The following is a 14518-nucleotide window of genomic DNA, read 5'->3' on the forward strand; positions in this document are numbered from 1 at the left end:
CACAGTCCCGCCCCGCTCACCCTCGCCAGACACCGCCGCGTCCCCGCTCACCCCTACCCCCAACCGACTCATCATCGGTCCCTTGTGTCCCTCCTCACGCGCAATGCTCAAGCTGGACGCAAAACGGTGGAGGGACACAAGGGACCGATGATGAGTCGGCTGGAGGTGGAGGTGGGCGGGGGGTTGGGGGGTTGGGGGGTTGGGGGGTTGGGGGGTTGGGGGGGTTGGGGGCGAGGGGGTGGGGGTCAGATGGATTCGAGGTCGCGTTCGATGGCGGCCAGTTCTTCTTCGGAGCCCTGGACCTTGGGGCCGGTGAACCACTTGCGGGCGGAGAACAGCCACCAGAGGCCGGCGAAGCCGAGGACGACCAGGACGGCGATCGGGGTGTAGTTGAAGTTGCCCTTGGCGACCGGGCTGACCGTCGGGAGCATGAACAGGATGGTGATGAAGATGACCCAGGCGACCGCGACGATGCCGATCGGGCGGCTCCAGCGGCCCAGGTGCCACGGTCCGGGTTCGAACCGCTTGCCCTGCAGCAGTCGCAGGAAGGTCGGCAGCACGTAGGCGATGTAGAGCCCGATCACGGCGATCGAGGTCACCGCTGCGTACGCCGTCGCGTTCCACAGGTACGGCAGGCCGAGCAGGAAGGCACCGCCGCCGGCCAGCCAGATCGCGTTGGTGGGCGTCCGGGTCTTCGGGTTGATCTTGTGCCAGAACCTCGAGGCCGGCAGCGCGCCATCGCGGGAGAACGCGTAGATCATCCGTGAGTTGGCCGTCATCGACGACATCCCGCAGAACAGCTGGGCGCCGATCACGACCAGCAGCAGCACCTTGCCCAGCGAGGCGCCGACCGCGTCGATGAAGATCTGCGCGGGCGGTACGCCGATATCGCTGCCGAGCGCGCCGTCGTAGCTCTGGATCGCGAAGGTCAGGCCGATCAGCAGCACCCAGCCGGCCGCCAGCGAGACCAGGATCGACATCACGATGCCGCGCGGGCCCGAGCGGGCCGCGTCGTGCGTCTCCTCGGTCATGTGCGCGGACGCGTCGTACCCGGTGAAGGTGTACTGCGCGAGCAGCAGGCCGAGCAGTGCGACGTAGAGGGTCGAGCTCCAGCCGGTGTTGTTGACGAAGTGCCCGAAGACGAAGCCGGCCGACTGGTGGTGGTCGGGCACGAAGGCGAGGATCGCGACGATGAAGACGACGCCGACGATGTGCCACCAGACGCTGATGTCGTTGAGCCGCGCGACCAGCTTGACGCCGACCGAGTTCAGCAGCGCGTGCACGAGCAGGATGCAGCCGAACAGCAGGATCGTGTGCCCGGGGGTCGCGCTGAAGCCGAACTGCAGGTCGAGCAGCGCGTTCAGGAAGAAGGCCGCGCCGAAGTCGATCCCGGCGGTGACGGCGACCTGGCCGAGGAAGTTGAACCAGCCGGTGAACCAGGACCAGGCCGCGCCGTTCGACGGCGCCAGCTTGGCCGACCAGTAGTACAGGCCGCCGGCGGTCGGGAAGCTCGAGCAGACCTCGGCCATCGCGAGCCCGACCATCAGCGTCATCAGGCCGACGATCGGCCAGCCCCAGATGATCATCACCGGGCCGCCGGTGTTCATCCCGAAGCCGTACAGGGTCAGGCAGCCGGACAGGATCGAGATGATCGTGAACGAGACGGCGAAGTTCGAGAACCCCGACATCGTTCTGGACAGCTCCTGGGCGTATCCCAGCTGGTGCAAGCGCTTCTCGTCGTCGGTCAGGTCGTTGCTCACGAGTGCCTCCCAATGGTCTTCAGACAGACCTTTGCGGACCATTGAGACATGTGCCACACCCGCTGTCAAGGAATCAGGTGAGGAAGCCCCGCAGTAGTGCGGCGGTACCGGACAGGTGCTCCTGCATCGCCTGCCGGGCGGCGGCCGGGTCGCCGGCCAGGATGGCGCTGACGATCGCGGCGTGCTGGTCGTTGGAGTGCTCCAGATTGACCGCCAGCAAGGGAATCGCGTCGAGCAACTCGTTCAGCCGCATCCGGACATCAGCGGTGGCCGAGGTCAGCGACGGCGAGCCGCTGACCTCCGCGATCGCCAGGTGCAGGCGGGAGTCCATCCGGCGATAGTCCGCCAGCTTCGCCGCCGCAGTATCGGCCAGGCAGCGTTGGAGGTGGTCGACCTCGCCCTCGGTCAGCGCCCGTGACGCCGCGGCTTCGGCTGCTCCTGTCTCCAGTGCGGACCGGAGTACGAGGGCGTCGTCGACGTCGGCGCCCTGCTCGCGGGTGAGCTGCTTCACGCTGGTACGACGGGGTTTGGGCAGTCGCTCGTTGACGAAGGTACCGCCATACCGGCCACGGCGGGACTCGACGTAACCGGAGTCGGTCAGCGCCTTGATCGCCTCGCGCAGGGTCTCCCGGCTGACGTTCAGCCGGGCGGCCAGGTCGCGTTCGGCGGGCAGCCGTTCGCCCGGGCCGACCACGCCGAGTTTGATTGCCTGCAGCAACCGTTCGACCGTCTCCTCGAACGGGTTGCCGGCCCGGACCGGCCGGAACACCGCCTCGTCCGCAGTTGCCACCCCGCCACCCACTCTCCCCGTAGCTTCCCTCACCTTAAATCCCTTACGTCCGAAGAAGCGGAGGGACGTGCCACTCACTTCTTCGGACGTAAGGGAATTAGAGCGGAGTGACGTACGCGCCTGAGATGCCGCCGTCGACCAGGAAGGTGTTGGCGGTGATGAAGGACGAGTCGTCGCTGGCCAGGAAGGCGACCGCGGCGGCGATCTCCTCGGGTTCGCCGAAGCGGCCCATCGGCACGTGCACCAGGCGCCGGTTGGCCCGCTCCTCGTCCGTGGCGAAGAGTTCCTTCAGCAACGGCGTGTTGACCGGGCCGGGGCACAGTGCGTTGACCCGGATGCCCTGCCGCGCGAACTCGACCCCGAGCTCACGGCTCATCGCGAGCACGCCGCCCTTCGAGGCGGAGTACGAGATCTGCGAGGTCGCGGCGCCCATCACGGCCACGAAGGACGCGGTGTTGATGATGGAGCCCTTGCCCTGGCGCTGCATGTAGGGGATGACGTGTTTGCAGCACAGGTACACCGAGGTCAGGTTGACCTCCTGCACCTTGCGCCACGCCTCCAGGCCGGTCTCCAGGATCGAGCCGTCCTCGGGCGGTGAGATACCGGCGTTGTTGAAGGCGATGTCGACGCTGCCGAAGGTGTCGTAGGCCTGCTTGAACAGGTTCTCGACATCCGCGTCACTGGTCACGTCGGTCTGCACGAACAAGCCGCCGACCTCGTCCGCGGTCGCCTTGCCGGCCGCCGGGTCGACGTCGCCGACGACCACCTTCGCACCCTCGGCCGCGAGCCGCCGGACCGAGGCCAGGCCGATCCCGCTGGCGCCGCCCGTGACGACCGCTACTCGCCCGACCAGCCGGGTTGCCTGCACGTCTGTCATTTCTCAGTCCTCTGTGGAGATGTAGATGTTCTTGGTCTCGGTGAACGCGTCCAGCGCGTCCGGCCCGAGCTCACGGCCGAGCCCGGATTGCTTGTAGCCGCCGAACGGCGTCGAGTAGCGCACCGACGAGTTCGAGTTGATCGACAGGGCGCCCGCCTCGACACCACGACCGACGCGCAGCGCGCGACCGACGTCCCGCGTCCAGATCGACCCCGACAGCCCGTACTGCGAATCGTTGGCGATCCTGATCGCGTCGGCCTCGTCCTCGAACGGGATGACCGTGACGACCGGCCCGAAGATCTCCTCGCGTGCTGCCCGGTCATCGGGCGACACCGGCGCGAGCACGGTCGGCGCGAACCAGTACCCCGGCCCGCTCGGCGCGCTACCCCTGAACGCGACGGGCGCGTCGTCCGGCACATAGCTCGCCACCCGCTCGAGTTGCCGCGCGGAGATCAGCGGGCCCATCTCGGTCGCGGGATCACTCGGGTCGCCGACCTTCACGCCCTGCACGGCCGGCTCGAACAGCTCCATGAAGCGGTCGTACGCCGTCCGCTCGACCAGGATCCGCGAGCGGGCGCAGCAGTCCTGCCCGGCGTTGTCGAACACCCCGTACGGCGCCTGCGCGGCCGCCTTGGCCAGGTCGGAGTCGGCGAAGACGATGTTGGCCGACTTGCCGCCGAGCTCGAGCGTCACGCGCTTCACCTGGTCCGCGCAGCCGGCCATGATCTGCTTGCCGACCCCGGTCGACCCGGTGAAAACCACCTTCCGCACGGCGGAATGCGTCACGAACCGCTGTCCCACCACAGTCCCCGCACCCGGCACGATCTCCAGCACTCCTGGCGGCAGCCCGGCCTCCAGCGCCAGCTCGCCCAGCCGGATCGCGGTCAACGGGGTCAGCTCGGCCGGCTTCAGGACGACGGTGTTGCCGGCCGCCAGCGCGGGCGCGAAACCCCAGCCGGCGATCGGCATCGGGAAGTTCCACGGCACGATGATGCCGACCACGCCGAGCGGTTCCTTGAAGGTCAGATCGATGCCATCGGCAACCGGGATCTGCCGGCCGAACAGTCGCTCCGGCGCGGCCGAGTAGTAGCCGAGCACATCGCGGACGTTACCGGCTTCCCAACGGGCGTTGCCGATCGTGTGCCCGGCGTTCTCGACCTCCAGCTGGGCGAGGTTCTCCAGGTCGGCGTCGACCGCGTCGGCGAATCGTCTGAGCAACCGGCCCCGATCAGCCGGCGCCACCGCGCGCCAGGTCCTGAACGCCTCGGCTGCCCGGGCGATCGCGGCATCGGTGTCCTCGACCGAGGCCAGCTCGACGCTCCGGACGACCTTTTCGGTCGCGGGGTTGATCACGTCGTACGTCACCGGCCGGCGCTCCTTTTCTTGCCTTCAGCAACAAGTGCGGCGATCAGCCGCAGGTCTTCGGGGTTCTCCTCGGGATGCCACTGCACTCCGAGTGCGAAGGTCTTTCCGTCGACCTCGACCGCCTCCACGGTGCCGTCGCCCGCCCGGGCGGTCACCCGCAGCTCGTCGGCGACGACGTCGAGCGCCTGGTGGTGGTAGCAGTGCACGGTCGTGCTCTCACCGAAGAGCCCGGCGGTCAGGGTGTCCGGCTCGATCTTCACCTCGGTCCGGCCGAAGACCGCGGGCGACGGCCGGTGCTGTTCGTCCGCACCGGTGTCCGGCAGGTGCTGCTGCAGCGTCCCACCGAGCGTCACGTTGAGCATCTGCAGACCACGGCAGATCGCGAGCAACGGGAGGTCTGCGGCCAGAGCCGCCGCGATCAGGATGGCTTCGTGCTCGTCCCGCCCGGGCCTGGTGTCGACCGTCTCGGGGTGCGGCACAGCGCCGTACGAGGCTGGATCGACGTCGCAGCCGCCCGCGATGATCAGCCCGTCGAGCAGTTCCAGGACCGTTGGATCGGTGCCGACCGGCGGGAGCAGCAGCGGTACGCCGCCCGCCGCTGCCACCGAGTCCAGGTAGACGCGCGGCAGCAGGGCCGCGTCGCGCTCCCACACTCCCCAGATGATCGGCTCCAGGTAGGTGGTGATGCCGATACGGGGCCTAGAGGCGTTCGAAACCACGGATCCGCTCCCAGTCGGTGACGGCGGCGTCGTAGGCATCCAGCTCCACCCTTGCCGCGTTGGCGTAGTGCTCCACTACCTCGTCGCCGAACGCCTCGCGGGCGATCCTCGATCCGGTGAACAACGCTGCCGCTTCGCGCAACGTGGTCGGTACGTGCGGCTTGTCCGAGGTGTAGGCGTTGCCCTCGAGCATCGGTTCCAGCTCGAGCTCGTTCTCGATGCCGTGCAGGCCGGCGGCGATCAGCGCGGCGACGGCGAGGTACGGGTTGACGTCGCCGCCCGGCAGCCGGTTCTCCACCCGCAGCGACTCGCCATGCCCGACGACGCGCAGCGAGCAGGTGCGGTTGTCGATGCCCCAGGCAACGGCGGTCGGCGCGAAGCTGCCCGGTACGAATCGCTTGTAGGAGTTGATGTTCGGCGCGAGCAGGTAGGTGAGCTCCTCCAGGCAGGCGAGCTGGCCGGCGATGAACTGCTCCATCAGCTCGGAGAACCCGTACTCCCGGTCACCCGCGAGGACCGCCGCACCGTCGGTACTGCGGAAGCTCAGGTGGATGTGGCAGGAGTTGCCCTCGCGCTCGTCGAACTTCGCCATGAAGGTGAGGCTCTTGCCGTGCTTGACGGCGATCTCCTTGGCCCCGGTCTTGTAGATCGAGTGGTTGTCGCAGGTCGCCAGCGCCTCGTCGAACCGGAACGCGATCTCGTGCTGGCCGAGGTTGCACTCGCCCTTGGCGGACTCGACGTACAGGCCGGCGCCCTCCATCGAGTTGCGGATGTCGCGCAGCAGCGGCTCGATCCGGGCGGTGCCGAGCAGCGAGTAGTCGACGTTGTACTGGTTGGCCGGGGCGAGGTCCTTGTACGTCTTGGTCCAGGCCTGCTCGAAGGTGTCGTTGAAGACGATGAACTCGAGCTCGGTCCCGACGTACGCCTTCAACCCACGCTCGGCCAGCCGGTCGAGCTGCTTCTTGAGGATCTGCCGCGGCGAGGCCGGCATCGGCTCACCGTCGAGCCACTGGATGTCGCAGAGCACCAGCGCGGTGCCCTCGAGCCAGGGCAGCAGCCGCAGGGTGTCGAGGTCCGGCGCCATCAGCAGATCGCCGTACCCGCGCTCCCAGGACGACATCTCGTAGCCGTCGACGGTGTTCATGTCGACATCGACGGCGAGCAGGTAGTTGCAGCCCTCGGTGCCGTGCGCGAGCACCTCTTCGACGAAGTACCGCGCACCACACCGTTTGCCCTGCAACCGGCCCTGCATATCGGTGATCGCCACCAGCACGGTGTCGATCACACCGGCTCCAACCTGGTCCCGGAGTTCCTGCACGGTCAGCCTGCCGGTCTTCGAGCTCACGGTCGCTCCCGGATTCTATTGGTCTGTGGTCAGTCCATTGACGCAAGCCTAGGCGCCGATGTCAATGTGGGCCCGGCTTCCGGCGCAGTACTGCCTTGGCACCTTTCGGACAGGGAACTGCTTTCCACCGGGCCGGGATGGCGCTCAAAATCGGCTGATCCGGCCGCCCGCCCAGCGGCCATTGATCCGAGGAGCGCTTCCATGCGATCTCTCATCACCCGCCCCCGCGTCCTGGCCGTCCTGCTGGCCGGTTCGGCGCTCGCCTTCAGTCCGCTCGGTGGTCAGGCCACCGCGCAACTGCCGGTGGACCAGTTGACGAACCCGTGTTTCACCCCGGAGAACCCCACCTCCGCGCGTGGCGGCCAAACCGCCGACCACCGCGAACTGTCGCCGGCCGAGCAGAAGTCGATCGACGCCAAGACCGCTGCCCTGGTGGCGGCCAAGCAGGCTCGCGGGCTCGCGCCCAAGGCCGGCAAGCTGGCTGCGGCCAACGTTCCGGTCTACATCCACGTCATGCGCAGCAGCTCCGGCGCCGGTGACGTGACCGCTACCCAGATCAGCCAGCAGATCGCCGAGCTGAACCAGGACTTCGCCGGTGGCGAGTCGTCGGCCGCGGCGAACACCGGCTTCACCTTCACCCTGGCCGGCACCTACCGGTACAACAACAGCACCTGGCACACCGACGGCCAGAGCACGACGTACCGGGCGCAGACCCGCAAGGGTGGCAAGAACGCGCTCAACATCTGGCTGGTCAACTTCTCGTACCTCGGGATCGCGACCTTCCCGTGGGACTACGCCAGCAACCCGGGCATCGACGGCATCCGGGTGCAGTACACCTCGCTGCCCGGCGGTTCGGCCACCAACTACAACCTCGGCAAGACCGCGACCCACGAGGCCGGTCACTGGTTCGGGCTGTACCACACCTTCCAGGGTGGCTGCACGAGCACGAACGACTCCGTTTCGGACACCCCGGCCCAGACCAGCGCCACCTCCGGCTGCCCGGCCGGCCGCAACTCCTGCTCGCTGCCCGGCGTGGACCCGATCTACAACTACATGGACTACTCCTACGACTCCTGCTACAACCAGTTCACCCCGGGCCAGAGCACCCGTATCTCCAACGCCTGGACCGCCTACCGCGCGTGACTGTGAGCCGCAGGCCGTCTAGAGTGCCGCCGATGCGTGTCCTCCTGACGGTCTGCGCCACCGCGGTAGCCTCCACGGCTCTCGCGGTGACCGGTCCTCTAGCTGCGACCGCCGTCGGCCAGGGTGTCAGCACCCCGGTCGGCGGCGCCCAGCTGACCACGGAGCCGACGGTTGTCGCCGCTGGGGCGACGCCGCCGGCCGTGCAGGCGTCGGCGTACGTCGTGGCCGACGTGGACACCGGCAACGTACTGGCTGCCAAGGCGCCGCATGCCAAGCTCCGGCCGGCCAGCACACTCAAGACGCTCACCGCGCTGGTGCTGCTGCCGCGGCTCGACAAGGCCGACCAGGTGGTCGGTACGGACGAGGACGCGCGCATCGTCGGGAGCAAGGTCGGGGTCTACCCCGGTCTGCGCTACACGGTCGACCTGCTGTTCCAGGGCATGTTCCTGGCGTCGGGCAACGACGCGGTCCACGCGCTCGTGTGTCACGACCAGGGCGGCGTGCCAGGAACCATCCAGCGGATGAACCAGAAGGCCGCGGCCATCGGGGCGCTGGACACCCACGTGACCGACCCGACCGGGCTGGACGCGGATGGGCAGTACTCGAGCGCGTACGACCTGGCGCTGTTCGCCCAGGCGGGCCTGGGGATGCCGGACTTCGCGAAGTACGCGTCGACGAAGTACACGAACTTCCCGTTGGCCAAGAAGGGCGGCAGCTACCAGGTCGCGAACCAGAACAAGCTGCTGTTCAACTACGACGGCGCGCTGGGCGTGAAGACCGGCTACACGTCGCTGGCCCGCAACACGTTCGTCGGCGCCGCCCGGCGGAACGGGCACACGCTGGTCGTCACGATGATGAACTCGCCGCACGGCATCACCGAGGACGCCACCAAGCTCCTCAACTGGACCTTCAGCTCGTACTCCGTCCTGACGCCGGTCGGCAGCCTGGTCAAGCCGGCGGCCGCCGCCCCGCCCAAGACGGCCGAAGAGAGCACCGAAGGCCCCAACACCTCGAAGAAGGCCTCGGCGCTCCCGCCCCGCCGCACCCGCGCAACCCAGGTTGCCGCCGCGATCACCGAGTCGGTCGCCTACCGAATCCCGGTCTGGGCGTATGCCGCCCCGCCGCTGCTCCTCCTCCCGCTCTTCCTCCGCCGCCCGAAGGCCCTCCGCCCACGCGCCAAAGCCGCAGCCAAAGCCCGCCGCCACTGAACCATTTCGGCGGTTAACCGCCGAAATGCGGTGAGGGAGGTTAGCGCTTCAGGGCGCGGGCGGCTCGGCCGAGTTGGACTGCGATGGCTGTGGCGGTGACGCCTAGGAGGGCACCGGCGGCTACTGCGACCGTGTCGGCCTTGCGGGCCGGGATGGGGATCACCTTGTACTTCTTCCCGGGCGGGCCGGGCAGGAGGCCATCCGCGTCCGGTGCGGCTGTACGGGCTGCCGTCGCGTACGGCGTACTGGGGGCGGCCTCGAAGGGCATTGCGGCCCGAGCTGGCTCCTCGGCCTCGCCGGTGTGCCAGCGGTGGTCCAGGGTGGCTTCCTTGGTCCAGGCGGCGATCAGCATGATCACTCGCGTCATCAGGTAGATCCACACCAGGAGAGCCAGCGGCAGCGCGAGGGTGCCGTAGGCGGCGTTGTTGCCGATGACATTCTTGACGTAGCTGTTGCCCAGGCGCTGGGCGACGTAGAAGACGATGCCACCGGCCAGCGCCGCGATCAGCATCACCTTGCGCGGCAGGATGATCCGCGGCAGGGCGGTCTGCAGGTACAGGAAGAGCACGGCGCCGGCGGCGACGCCCACGACGATGCTGATCAGCTGGATCCCCCAGCCGGCCAGCCAACTGCCTTCCAGGTCGAGCCAGCCGACGATCTTGTTCGACAGGCCGACCAGCAGGGACGAGGCGCCGGTGGCGATCAGGCCGATCACCCCGAGCCCGATCAGCGCGCCCAGGTCGGTGACCTTTAGCTTGACCGGGTTGCCGGGCTGGTCGTCGAGCTCGTGCATCGACCGGATCGAGGCACGCAGCGAGTCGATCCAGCCCAGGCCGGTCAGCAGCAGCGACGCGCCGGAGATCAGGCCGATGGTGCCCGCGTTGCTGATCAGCGAGTCCAGGTCGATCTGGTCGCCGATCCCGGGCAGGTTCGTCTTGATCGCGTCCTTCAGATCGCCGACGGCCTTGGCGTTCAGGAACTTGCCGGTCACCGCCGCGGCCAGCACGATCAGCGGGAACATCGACAGGAACCCGAAAAAACTCGTTGCCCCGGCCAACCGGTTACCGCGGCGATCGCCGTACCGTTTCCAGGCCCGCCACAACTGCGTGCGACTGAAGCGTGCCCAGCCGGCTTTGGCCCGATCCTTGATCCCCATGTGACTCCTGTACCCCGGGTAAGGGGTCCTAGCCTGCCAGCGGGAACGACCGCTGCGGCCGCCACACGCCGTCGGCGCCGTGCTCGTACCGGCTGAAGGCCGCCACGTCGAAGGCGCAGTCGTACTCCGACAGGGCGTCGTACGCGAGATCCAGGGCGTCCTTGTCCAGATCGTGCGCAACGGTCACGTGCGGGTGGTACGGGAAGCGCAGCGCGACGTCCAACGGTCCTGAGCGCACCTGCGACTGGAGCACCTCGCAGGACGAGATCCCCTCGGCCAGCGGCACGAACACCACCGGCGAGATCGGCCGGAAGGTCGCCGTACCGCGCAGGCGGATCCGGAAGCTCGGGAAGCGCGCCGCGACCGCCAGCAGGTGCTCGTCGACGATGGCCAGGTCGTCGTCGGCCACCTCGGTCGGCGGCATCAGCGTGACGTGGGTCGGGATCGAGGACGCCATCGGATCGCCGAACTCGGCCCGGTACTTCTGCAGCTCGGCGCCGTAGGGTTCCGCGATCGGGATCGCCACACCGATCGTTGCCATCCGGCGCCTACCGGCCCTGCACGGAGGCTGACCCAGGGCCGGGCACGAAGCCGAGCCGGTCGTAGACCCGCTGCAGCGTCGGCTCGGTCACGGCGCGAGCGCGCTCGGCGCCGGCGGCCAGGATCGCGTCCAGCTGGGCCGTGTCGTCCAGGTACTCCATCGTCTTCTCCCGGAACGGGGTGACGAACTCGACCACCTGCTCGGCCAGGTCCTTCTTGAAGTCGCCGTACCCGCGGCCGGCGTACTCGTCCTCCAGTTCAGAGATCTTCTTGCCGCTAAGTGCGGAGTAGATGGTCAGCAGGTTGGCGACGCCGGCCTTGTTCTCCGGGTCGAAGATGACGTCGCGACCTGAATCCGTGACGGCTGACCGGATCTTCTTCGCGCTCACCTTCGGGTCGTCCAGCAGCTCGATGATGCCGGCCGGCGAGGAGGCCGACTTGCTCATCTTCGCGGTCGGCTCCTGCAGGTCGGAGATCTTCGCGGTCTCCTTGACGATGTGCGGCTCCGGCAGCCGGAAGGTCTTGCCGAACCGGTGGTTGAAGCGCTGCGCCAGATCGCGGGTCAGCTCCAGGTGCTGGCGCTGGTCCTCGCCGACCGGGACCCGGTCGGCCTGGTAGATCAGGATGTCCGCGGCCTGCAGGATCGGGTACGTGAACAACCCGACGGTGGCGCGGTCGGCGCCACCCTTGGCCGACTTGTCCTTGAACTGGGTCATCCGGCTGGCCTCGCCGAAGCCGGTGATGCAGCCGAGCACCCAGCCGAGCTGGGCGTGCTCGGGCACGTGCGACTGGACGAACAGCGTCGACCGCTCCGGGTCGATCCCGGCGGCCAGCAGCTGCGCGGCCGAGCGACGGGTGCGCTCCCGCAGCACCTTCGGGTCGTACTCGACCGTGATCGCATGCAGGTCGACCACGCAGTAGAACGCGTCGTGATCCTCCTGCAGCGCCACCCACTGGCGAACCGCGCCCAGATAGTTGCCGAAGTGGAAGGAGTCCGCGGTCGGCTGGATACCGGACAGAACACGCGGACGCCGCGGACTTCCGGCGGCCTGCACAGGGGTGTCCCCAGGGACGGCTGCTGACATGCCCCCGATTCTGCCAGCGACCCGGCTCTTCACCACACCCGGGAGCCCCTCACCGGCCATAAGCTCAGAATTATGAGCTCTCGCGAGGCCATCATCCTGCCGGGCGGCCAGTTCGGCCCGCATACCCCACTGCTGATGTTCGCCGCCGACGCGGCCGAGCACCGCGGCGCCCGGCTGACGCCGGTCTCCTGGGACGATCCGGACGGTCTACTGACGCTGTCCCCGGAAGAACTCGGTCCGTGGGTGCTTGGCCAGCTCGACCGCGCCGCACCGTCGCTCCGCTCGGCGGACGAGAGGCCGCAGGACTCAGCGACCCTGCTGATCGCCAAGTCCTTGGGGACGCATGCGGCGGTTGTGGCTGCCGAGTTGGGGTTGCCGGCGGTGTGGTTGACGCCGGTACTGACGAGCCAGTGGGTTGTCGACGGGCTGCGGCGGGCTACTGCGCCGTTCCTGCTGGTGGGTGGGACGGGTGACCGGCTGTGGGATTCCGGGCTGGCGCGTGAGCTTTCGCCGTACGTGCTGGAGATAGCGGAAGCCGACCACGGCATGGGCTGACACTTTCGTGACCCAATCGTCCTCGGCAAAGCAAGCGGCCCGCTCGTCACCGAGGTGACGGGCGGGCCGAGCTCGCGTCTTGTTACTTCACGCCTCCGGCGGTGACGGAGACCTGCAGTTGACGCTGGAAGATGATGTAGACGACCAGAACCGGCGCCACCGTGATCACCACGGCCGCGAACAGCGCGCCGAAGTCCACCGCATAACCGGCTTGCGACGCGAACGAGGCCATGCCCTGCGAGAGCACGTAGTTCTTCGAGTCGGTGTTCAGGGCAACGGGGAGCAGGAACTGGTTCCACAACCCCAGGAAGTTGAAGATGGCGACCGACGCCATCCCCGGCCGCGCCATCGGCAACATCACCGAGAAGAACGAGCGCCACTCACCGGCCCCGTCGATCTGCGCCGCCTCGTACACCTCGCCCGGCAGCTGCTTGAAGAAGCTGTGCAGGAAGAAGACGGTGAACGGCAGCGCGAACGCGACGTAGGTGATGATCAACCCTGGCAGGGTGTTCAGCAGCGACAGGTTCTTCAGCACGAAGAACAGCGGCACGATCGCCAGGAAGACCGGGAAGGTCAGCCCCGCCAGCATGGAGTAGTAGATCAGCCGGTTGCCGGGGAACGAGAACCTGGCCAGCACGTACGCGCACATGGCACCCAGGATCATCACCAGCACCAGCGCGGAGGTCACAACGATCACCGTGTTTGCGAAGTAGCGACCGATGCCGGCTGTCGTCCAGGCGGTTTCGTAGTTGCTGAAGCGCAGCTTGCCCGGCAGCGACAGCGGGTTGCCCAGGACCTCCTGCGTCGACTTGAACGAGGACAGCACCGTCCACACCAGCGGCAGGATCACCAGCAGCGACCAAAGGATCAGCGCGATGTGGGCGGCCGTGGCAACGCCCCTGCCCTCCTTGGCCCGCTTCTGGGGCGCGCGGGACCCGGCGACGACGTCGTCGACCCGGTCGGCGGCGGTGGTAGTCATCGGCGTCCCTTCGCAATCCGGTTACTTCCGCCGGTCAGAGCGTTCACTGTGAAGACCACGAGCGCGAACAGCATCGTCACCGCGGCCAGGACCACGCCCATCGCCGTCGAGTAACCGAACTGCCCCTTGGCGAAGGCCGTGGTGAACAGTTGCTGGGGCATGACCAGGGTCGAGTTCTGCGGCCCACCGCCGGGGTTCAGCGCCTGCATGTAGACGAAGGCGTCGAGGGCGGCGATCCCCAGATAGATGTAGGCCGTCTGCACGTTGTCCCGGATCAGCGGCACCGTCAGGAAGATCGCGGTCCGGAATCGGCCGGCGCCGTCGATCCGGGCCGCCTCGAACACCTCGGGGTCGATGCCCCGGATGGCGGCGATGAACAGCACCATGTAGAAGCCGACGAAGCCCCAGACCATCACGAACATCGAGGCCGGCATCGCGGTCCGCGCGTCACCGAGCCACGCGTAGTTCGCGAACCCGTCCAGCCCGATCTTCGACAGCAGCGCGTCCAGCACGCCCGAGGTCGGCGTGAACACCTGGGCCCAGATCAGGCCGATCACGATCGCGGGGATCACGTACGGGAAGAACGAGACGATCCGGTAGAGGCCGGAGTTGCGCAGTCCCCGGACGGTCCCGGTGCCCGAGCCGCCGATCGTCACCAGCGTGGCCAGGGTCAGCGCCAGCACGATCGTCACGATCGGCACGACGATCGCCAGCTCGACGTTGTTGCGGACGGCCCTCAGGAAGATGTCGTCGTGGAACAGCTTGACGTAGTTGTCGAAGCCGACGAAGTTCATCTTCGAGCTGAAGCCCGACCAGTCGGTCAGCGAGTACCACAGCGCCTGCACGAACGGCGAGACCACGAAGATCACGAAGACCGCCAGCGGCAGGCCGAGGAACACGACCATGAAGCTTGCCCGGTCGAAGGTCAGCGGCCGGCGGCGCCGCCGGGCGGCGGACCGCTTGGGTCCACCGCCCGGCACGACATCTTGCGTCATG

At 68.0% G+C, this 14518-nt stretch carries 14 protein-coding genes; 3 read left to right on the forward strand and 11 right to left on the reverse strand.

Translation table 11 applies throughout. The features are described 5' to 3' along the window. Positions 1-245 precede the first annotated feature (245 nt). The 6 genes from G3I17_RS07755 to G3I17_RS07780 form a co-directional block, all read right to left on the reverse strand. Positions 246-1688, reverse strand: a complete 1443-nt coding sequence (locus G3I17_RS07755) for an amino acid permease (protein WP_203589935.1) — start codon at positions 1686-1688, stop codon at positions 246-248. A 145-nt stretch (positions 1689-1833) separates the two neighbouring features. Further along, positions 1834-2550: an FCD domain-containing protein gene (locus tag G3I17_RS07760; protein WP_164595250.1), complete on the reverse strand. Its 717-nt coding sequence runs from the start codon at positions 2548-2550 to the stop codon at positions 1834-1836. Positions 2551-2647: 97 nt separating this feature from the next. Continuing rightward, positions 2648-3427 (reverse strand): 3-oxoacyl-ACP reductase, encoded by a 780-nt coding sequence (locus G3I17_RS07765; protein ID WP_164595251.1) that lies wholly within the window; start codon positions 3425-3427, stop codon positions 2648-2650. A 3-nt stretch (positions 3428-3430) separates the two neighbouring features. Beyond that, a complete protein-coding gene (locus tag G3I17_RS07770) occupies positions 3431-4792 on the reverse strand; it encodes an aldehyde dehydrogenase family protein (protein ID WP_164595252.1) in 1362 nt (453 codons plus the stop codon). Then, positions 4789-5511: a gamma-glutamyl-gamma-aminobutyrate hydrolase family protein gene (locus G3I17_RS07775; RefSeq protein ID WP_343238235.1), complete on the reverse strand. Its 723-nt coding sequence runs from the start codon at positions 5509-5511 to the stop codon at positions 4789-4791. Before G3I17_RS07775 ends, G3I17_RS07770 begins: the two co-directional genes overlap by 4 nt. Beyond that, positions 5492-6856: a glutamine synthetase family protein gene (locus G3I17_RS07780; protein WP_164595254.1), complete on the reverse strand. Its 1365-nt coding sequence runs from the start codon at positions 6854-6856 to the stop codon at positions 5492-5494. Before G3I17_RS07780 ends, G3I17_RS07775 begins: the two co-directional genes overlap by 20 nt. Before the next feature lie 201 nt (positions 6857-7057). Between G3I17_RS07780 and G3I17_RS07785 the strand changes: the two genes are divergently transcribed. Both G3I17_RS07785 and G3I17_RS07790 read left to right on the forward strand, forming a co-directional pair. Beyond that, the gene (locus tag G3I17_RS07785) at positions 7058-7999 is read left to right on the forward strand and encodes a zinc metalloprotease (protein WP_164595255.1); all 942 of its coding nucleotides are present in this window, start codon (positions 7058-7060) and stop codon (positions 7997-7999) included. A gap of 32 nt (positions 8000-8031) precedes the next feature. Beyond that, on the forward strand, positions 8032-9207 hold the full coding sequence (locus G3I17_RS07790; RefSeq protein WP_164595256.1) for a D-alanyl-D-alanine carboxypeptidase: 1176 nt from the start codon (positions 8032-8034) through the stop codon (positions 9205-9207). 40 nt (positions 9208-9247) lie between these two features. Here the strand turns inward: G3I17_RS07790 and G3I17_RS07795 are convergent, their stop codons facing one another. The 3 genes from G3I17_RS07795 to trpS are packed head-to-tail and all read right to left on the reverse strand — an operon-like array spanning position 9248 to position 11988. Next, complete coding sequence (locus G3I17_RS07795; RefSeq protein WP_164595257.1) at positions 9248-10363, reverse strand: YihY/virulence factor BrkB family protein; 1116 nt, start codon at positions 10361-10363, stop codon at positions 9248-9250. A 28-nt stretch (positions 10364-10391) separates the two neighbouring features. Then, a complete protein-coding gene (locus G3I17_RS07800; RefSeq protein ID WP_164595258.1) occupies positions 10392-10904 on the reverse strand; it encodes a 2'-5' RNA ligase family protein in 513 nt (170 codons plus the stop codon). 7 nt (positions 10905-10911) lie between these two features. Continuing rightward, the gene (gene trpS / locus G3I17_RS07805) at positions 10912-11988 is read right to left on the reverse strand and encodes a tryptophan--tRNA ligase (RefSeq protein WP_164595259.1); all 1077 of its coding nucleotides are present in this window, start codon (positions 11986-11988) and stop codon (positions 10912-10914) included. Positions 11989-12060: 72 nt separating this feature from the next. On the opposite strand from trpS, the gene G3I17_RS07810 reads away from it, so the two are divergent. Then, complete coding sequence (locus G3I17_RS07810) at positions 12061-12543, forward strand: alpha/beta hydrolase (protein ID WP_203589889.1); 483 nt, start codon at positions 12061-12063, stop codon at positions 12541-12543. An 82-nt stretch (positions 12544-12625) separates the two neighbouring features. On the opposite strand, the gene G3I17_RS07815 is transcribed toward G3I17_RS07810, so the two are convergent. Next, entirely contained in the window at positions 12626-13522 is an 897-nt protein-coding gene (locus G3I17_RS07815; RefSeq protein WP_164595260.1) for a carbohydrate ABC transporter permease, read from the reverse strand. Continuing rightward, positions 13519-14517, reverse strand: coding sequence for a sugar ABC transporter permease (locus G3I17_RS07820; RefSeq protein ID WP_164595261.1), 999 nt, complete (start codon positions 14515-14517; stop codon positions 13519-13521). Before G3I17_RS07820 ends, G3I17_RS07815 begins: the two co-directional genes overlap by 4 nt. Between the last annotated feature and the right edge of the window lies 1 nt (position 14518).

The sequence above is a fragment of the Streptomyces sp. SID13031 genome, from assembly GCF_010548305.1.
In the GTDB taxonomy this organism is placed as follows: Bacteria; Actinomycetota; Actinomycetes; order Propionibacteriales; family Kribbellaceae; genus Kribbella.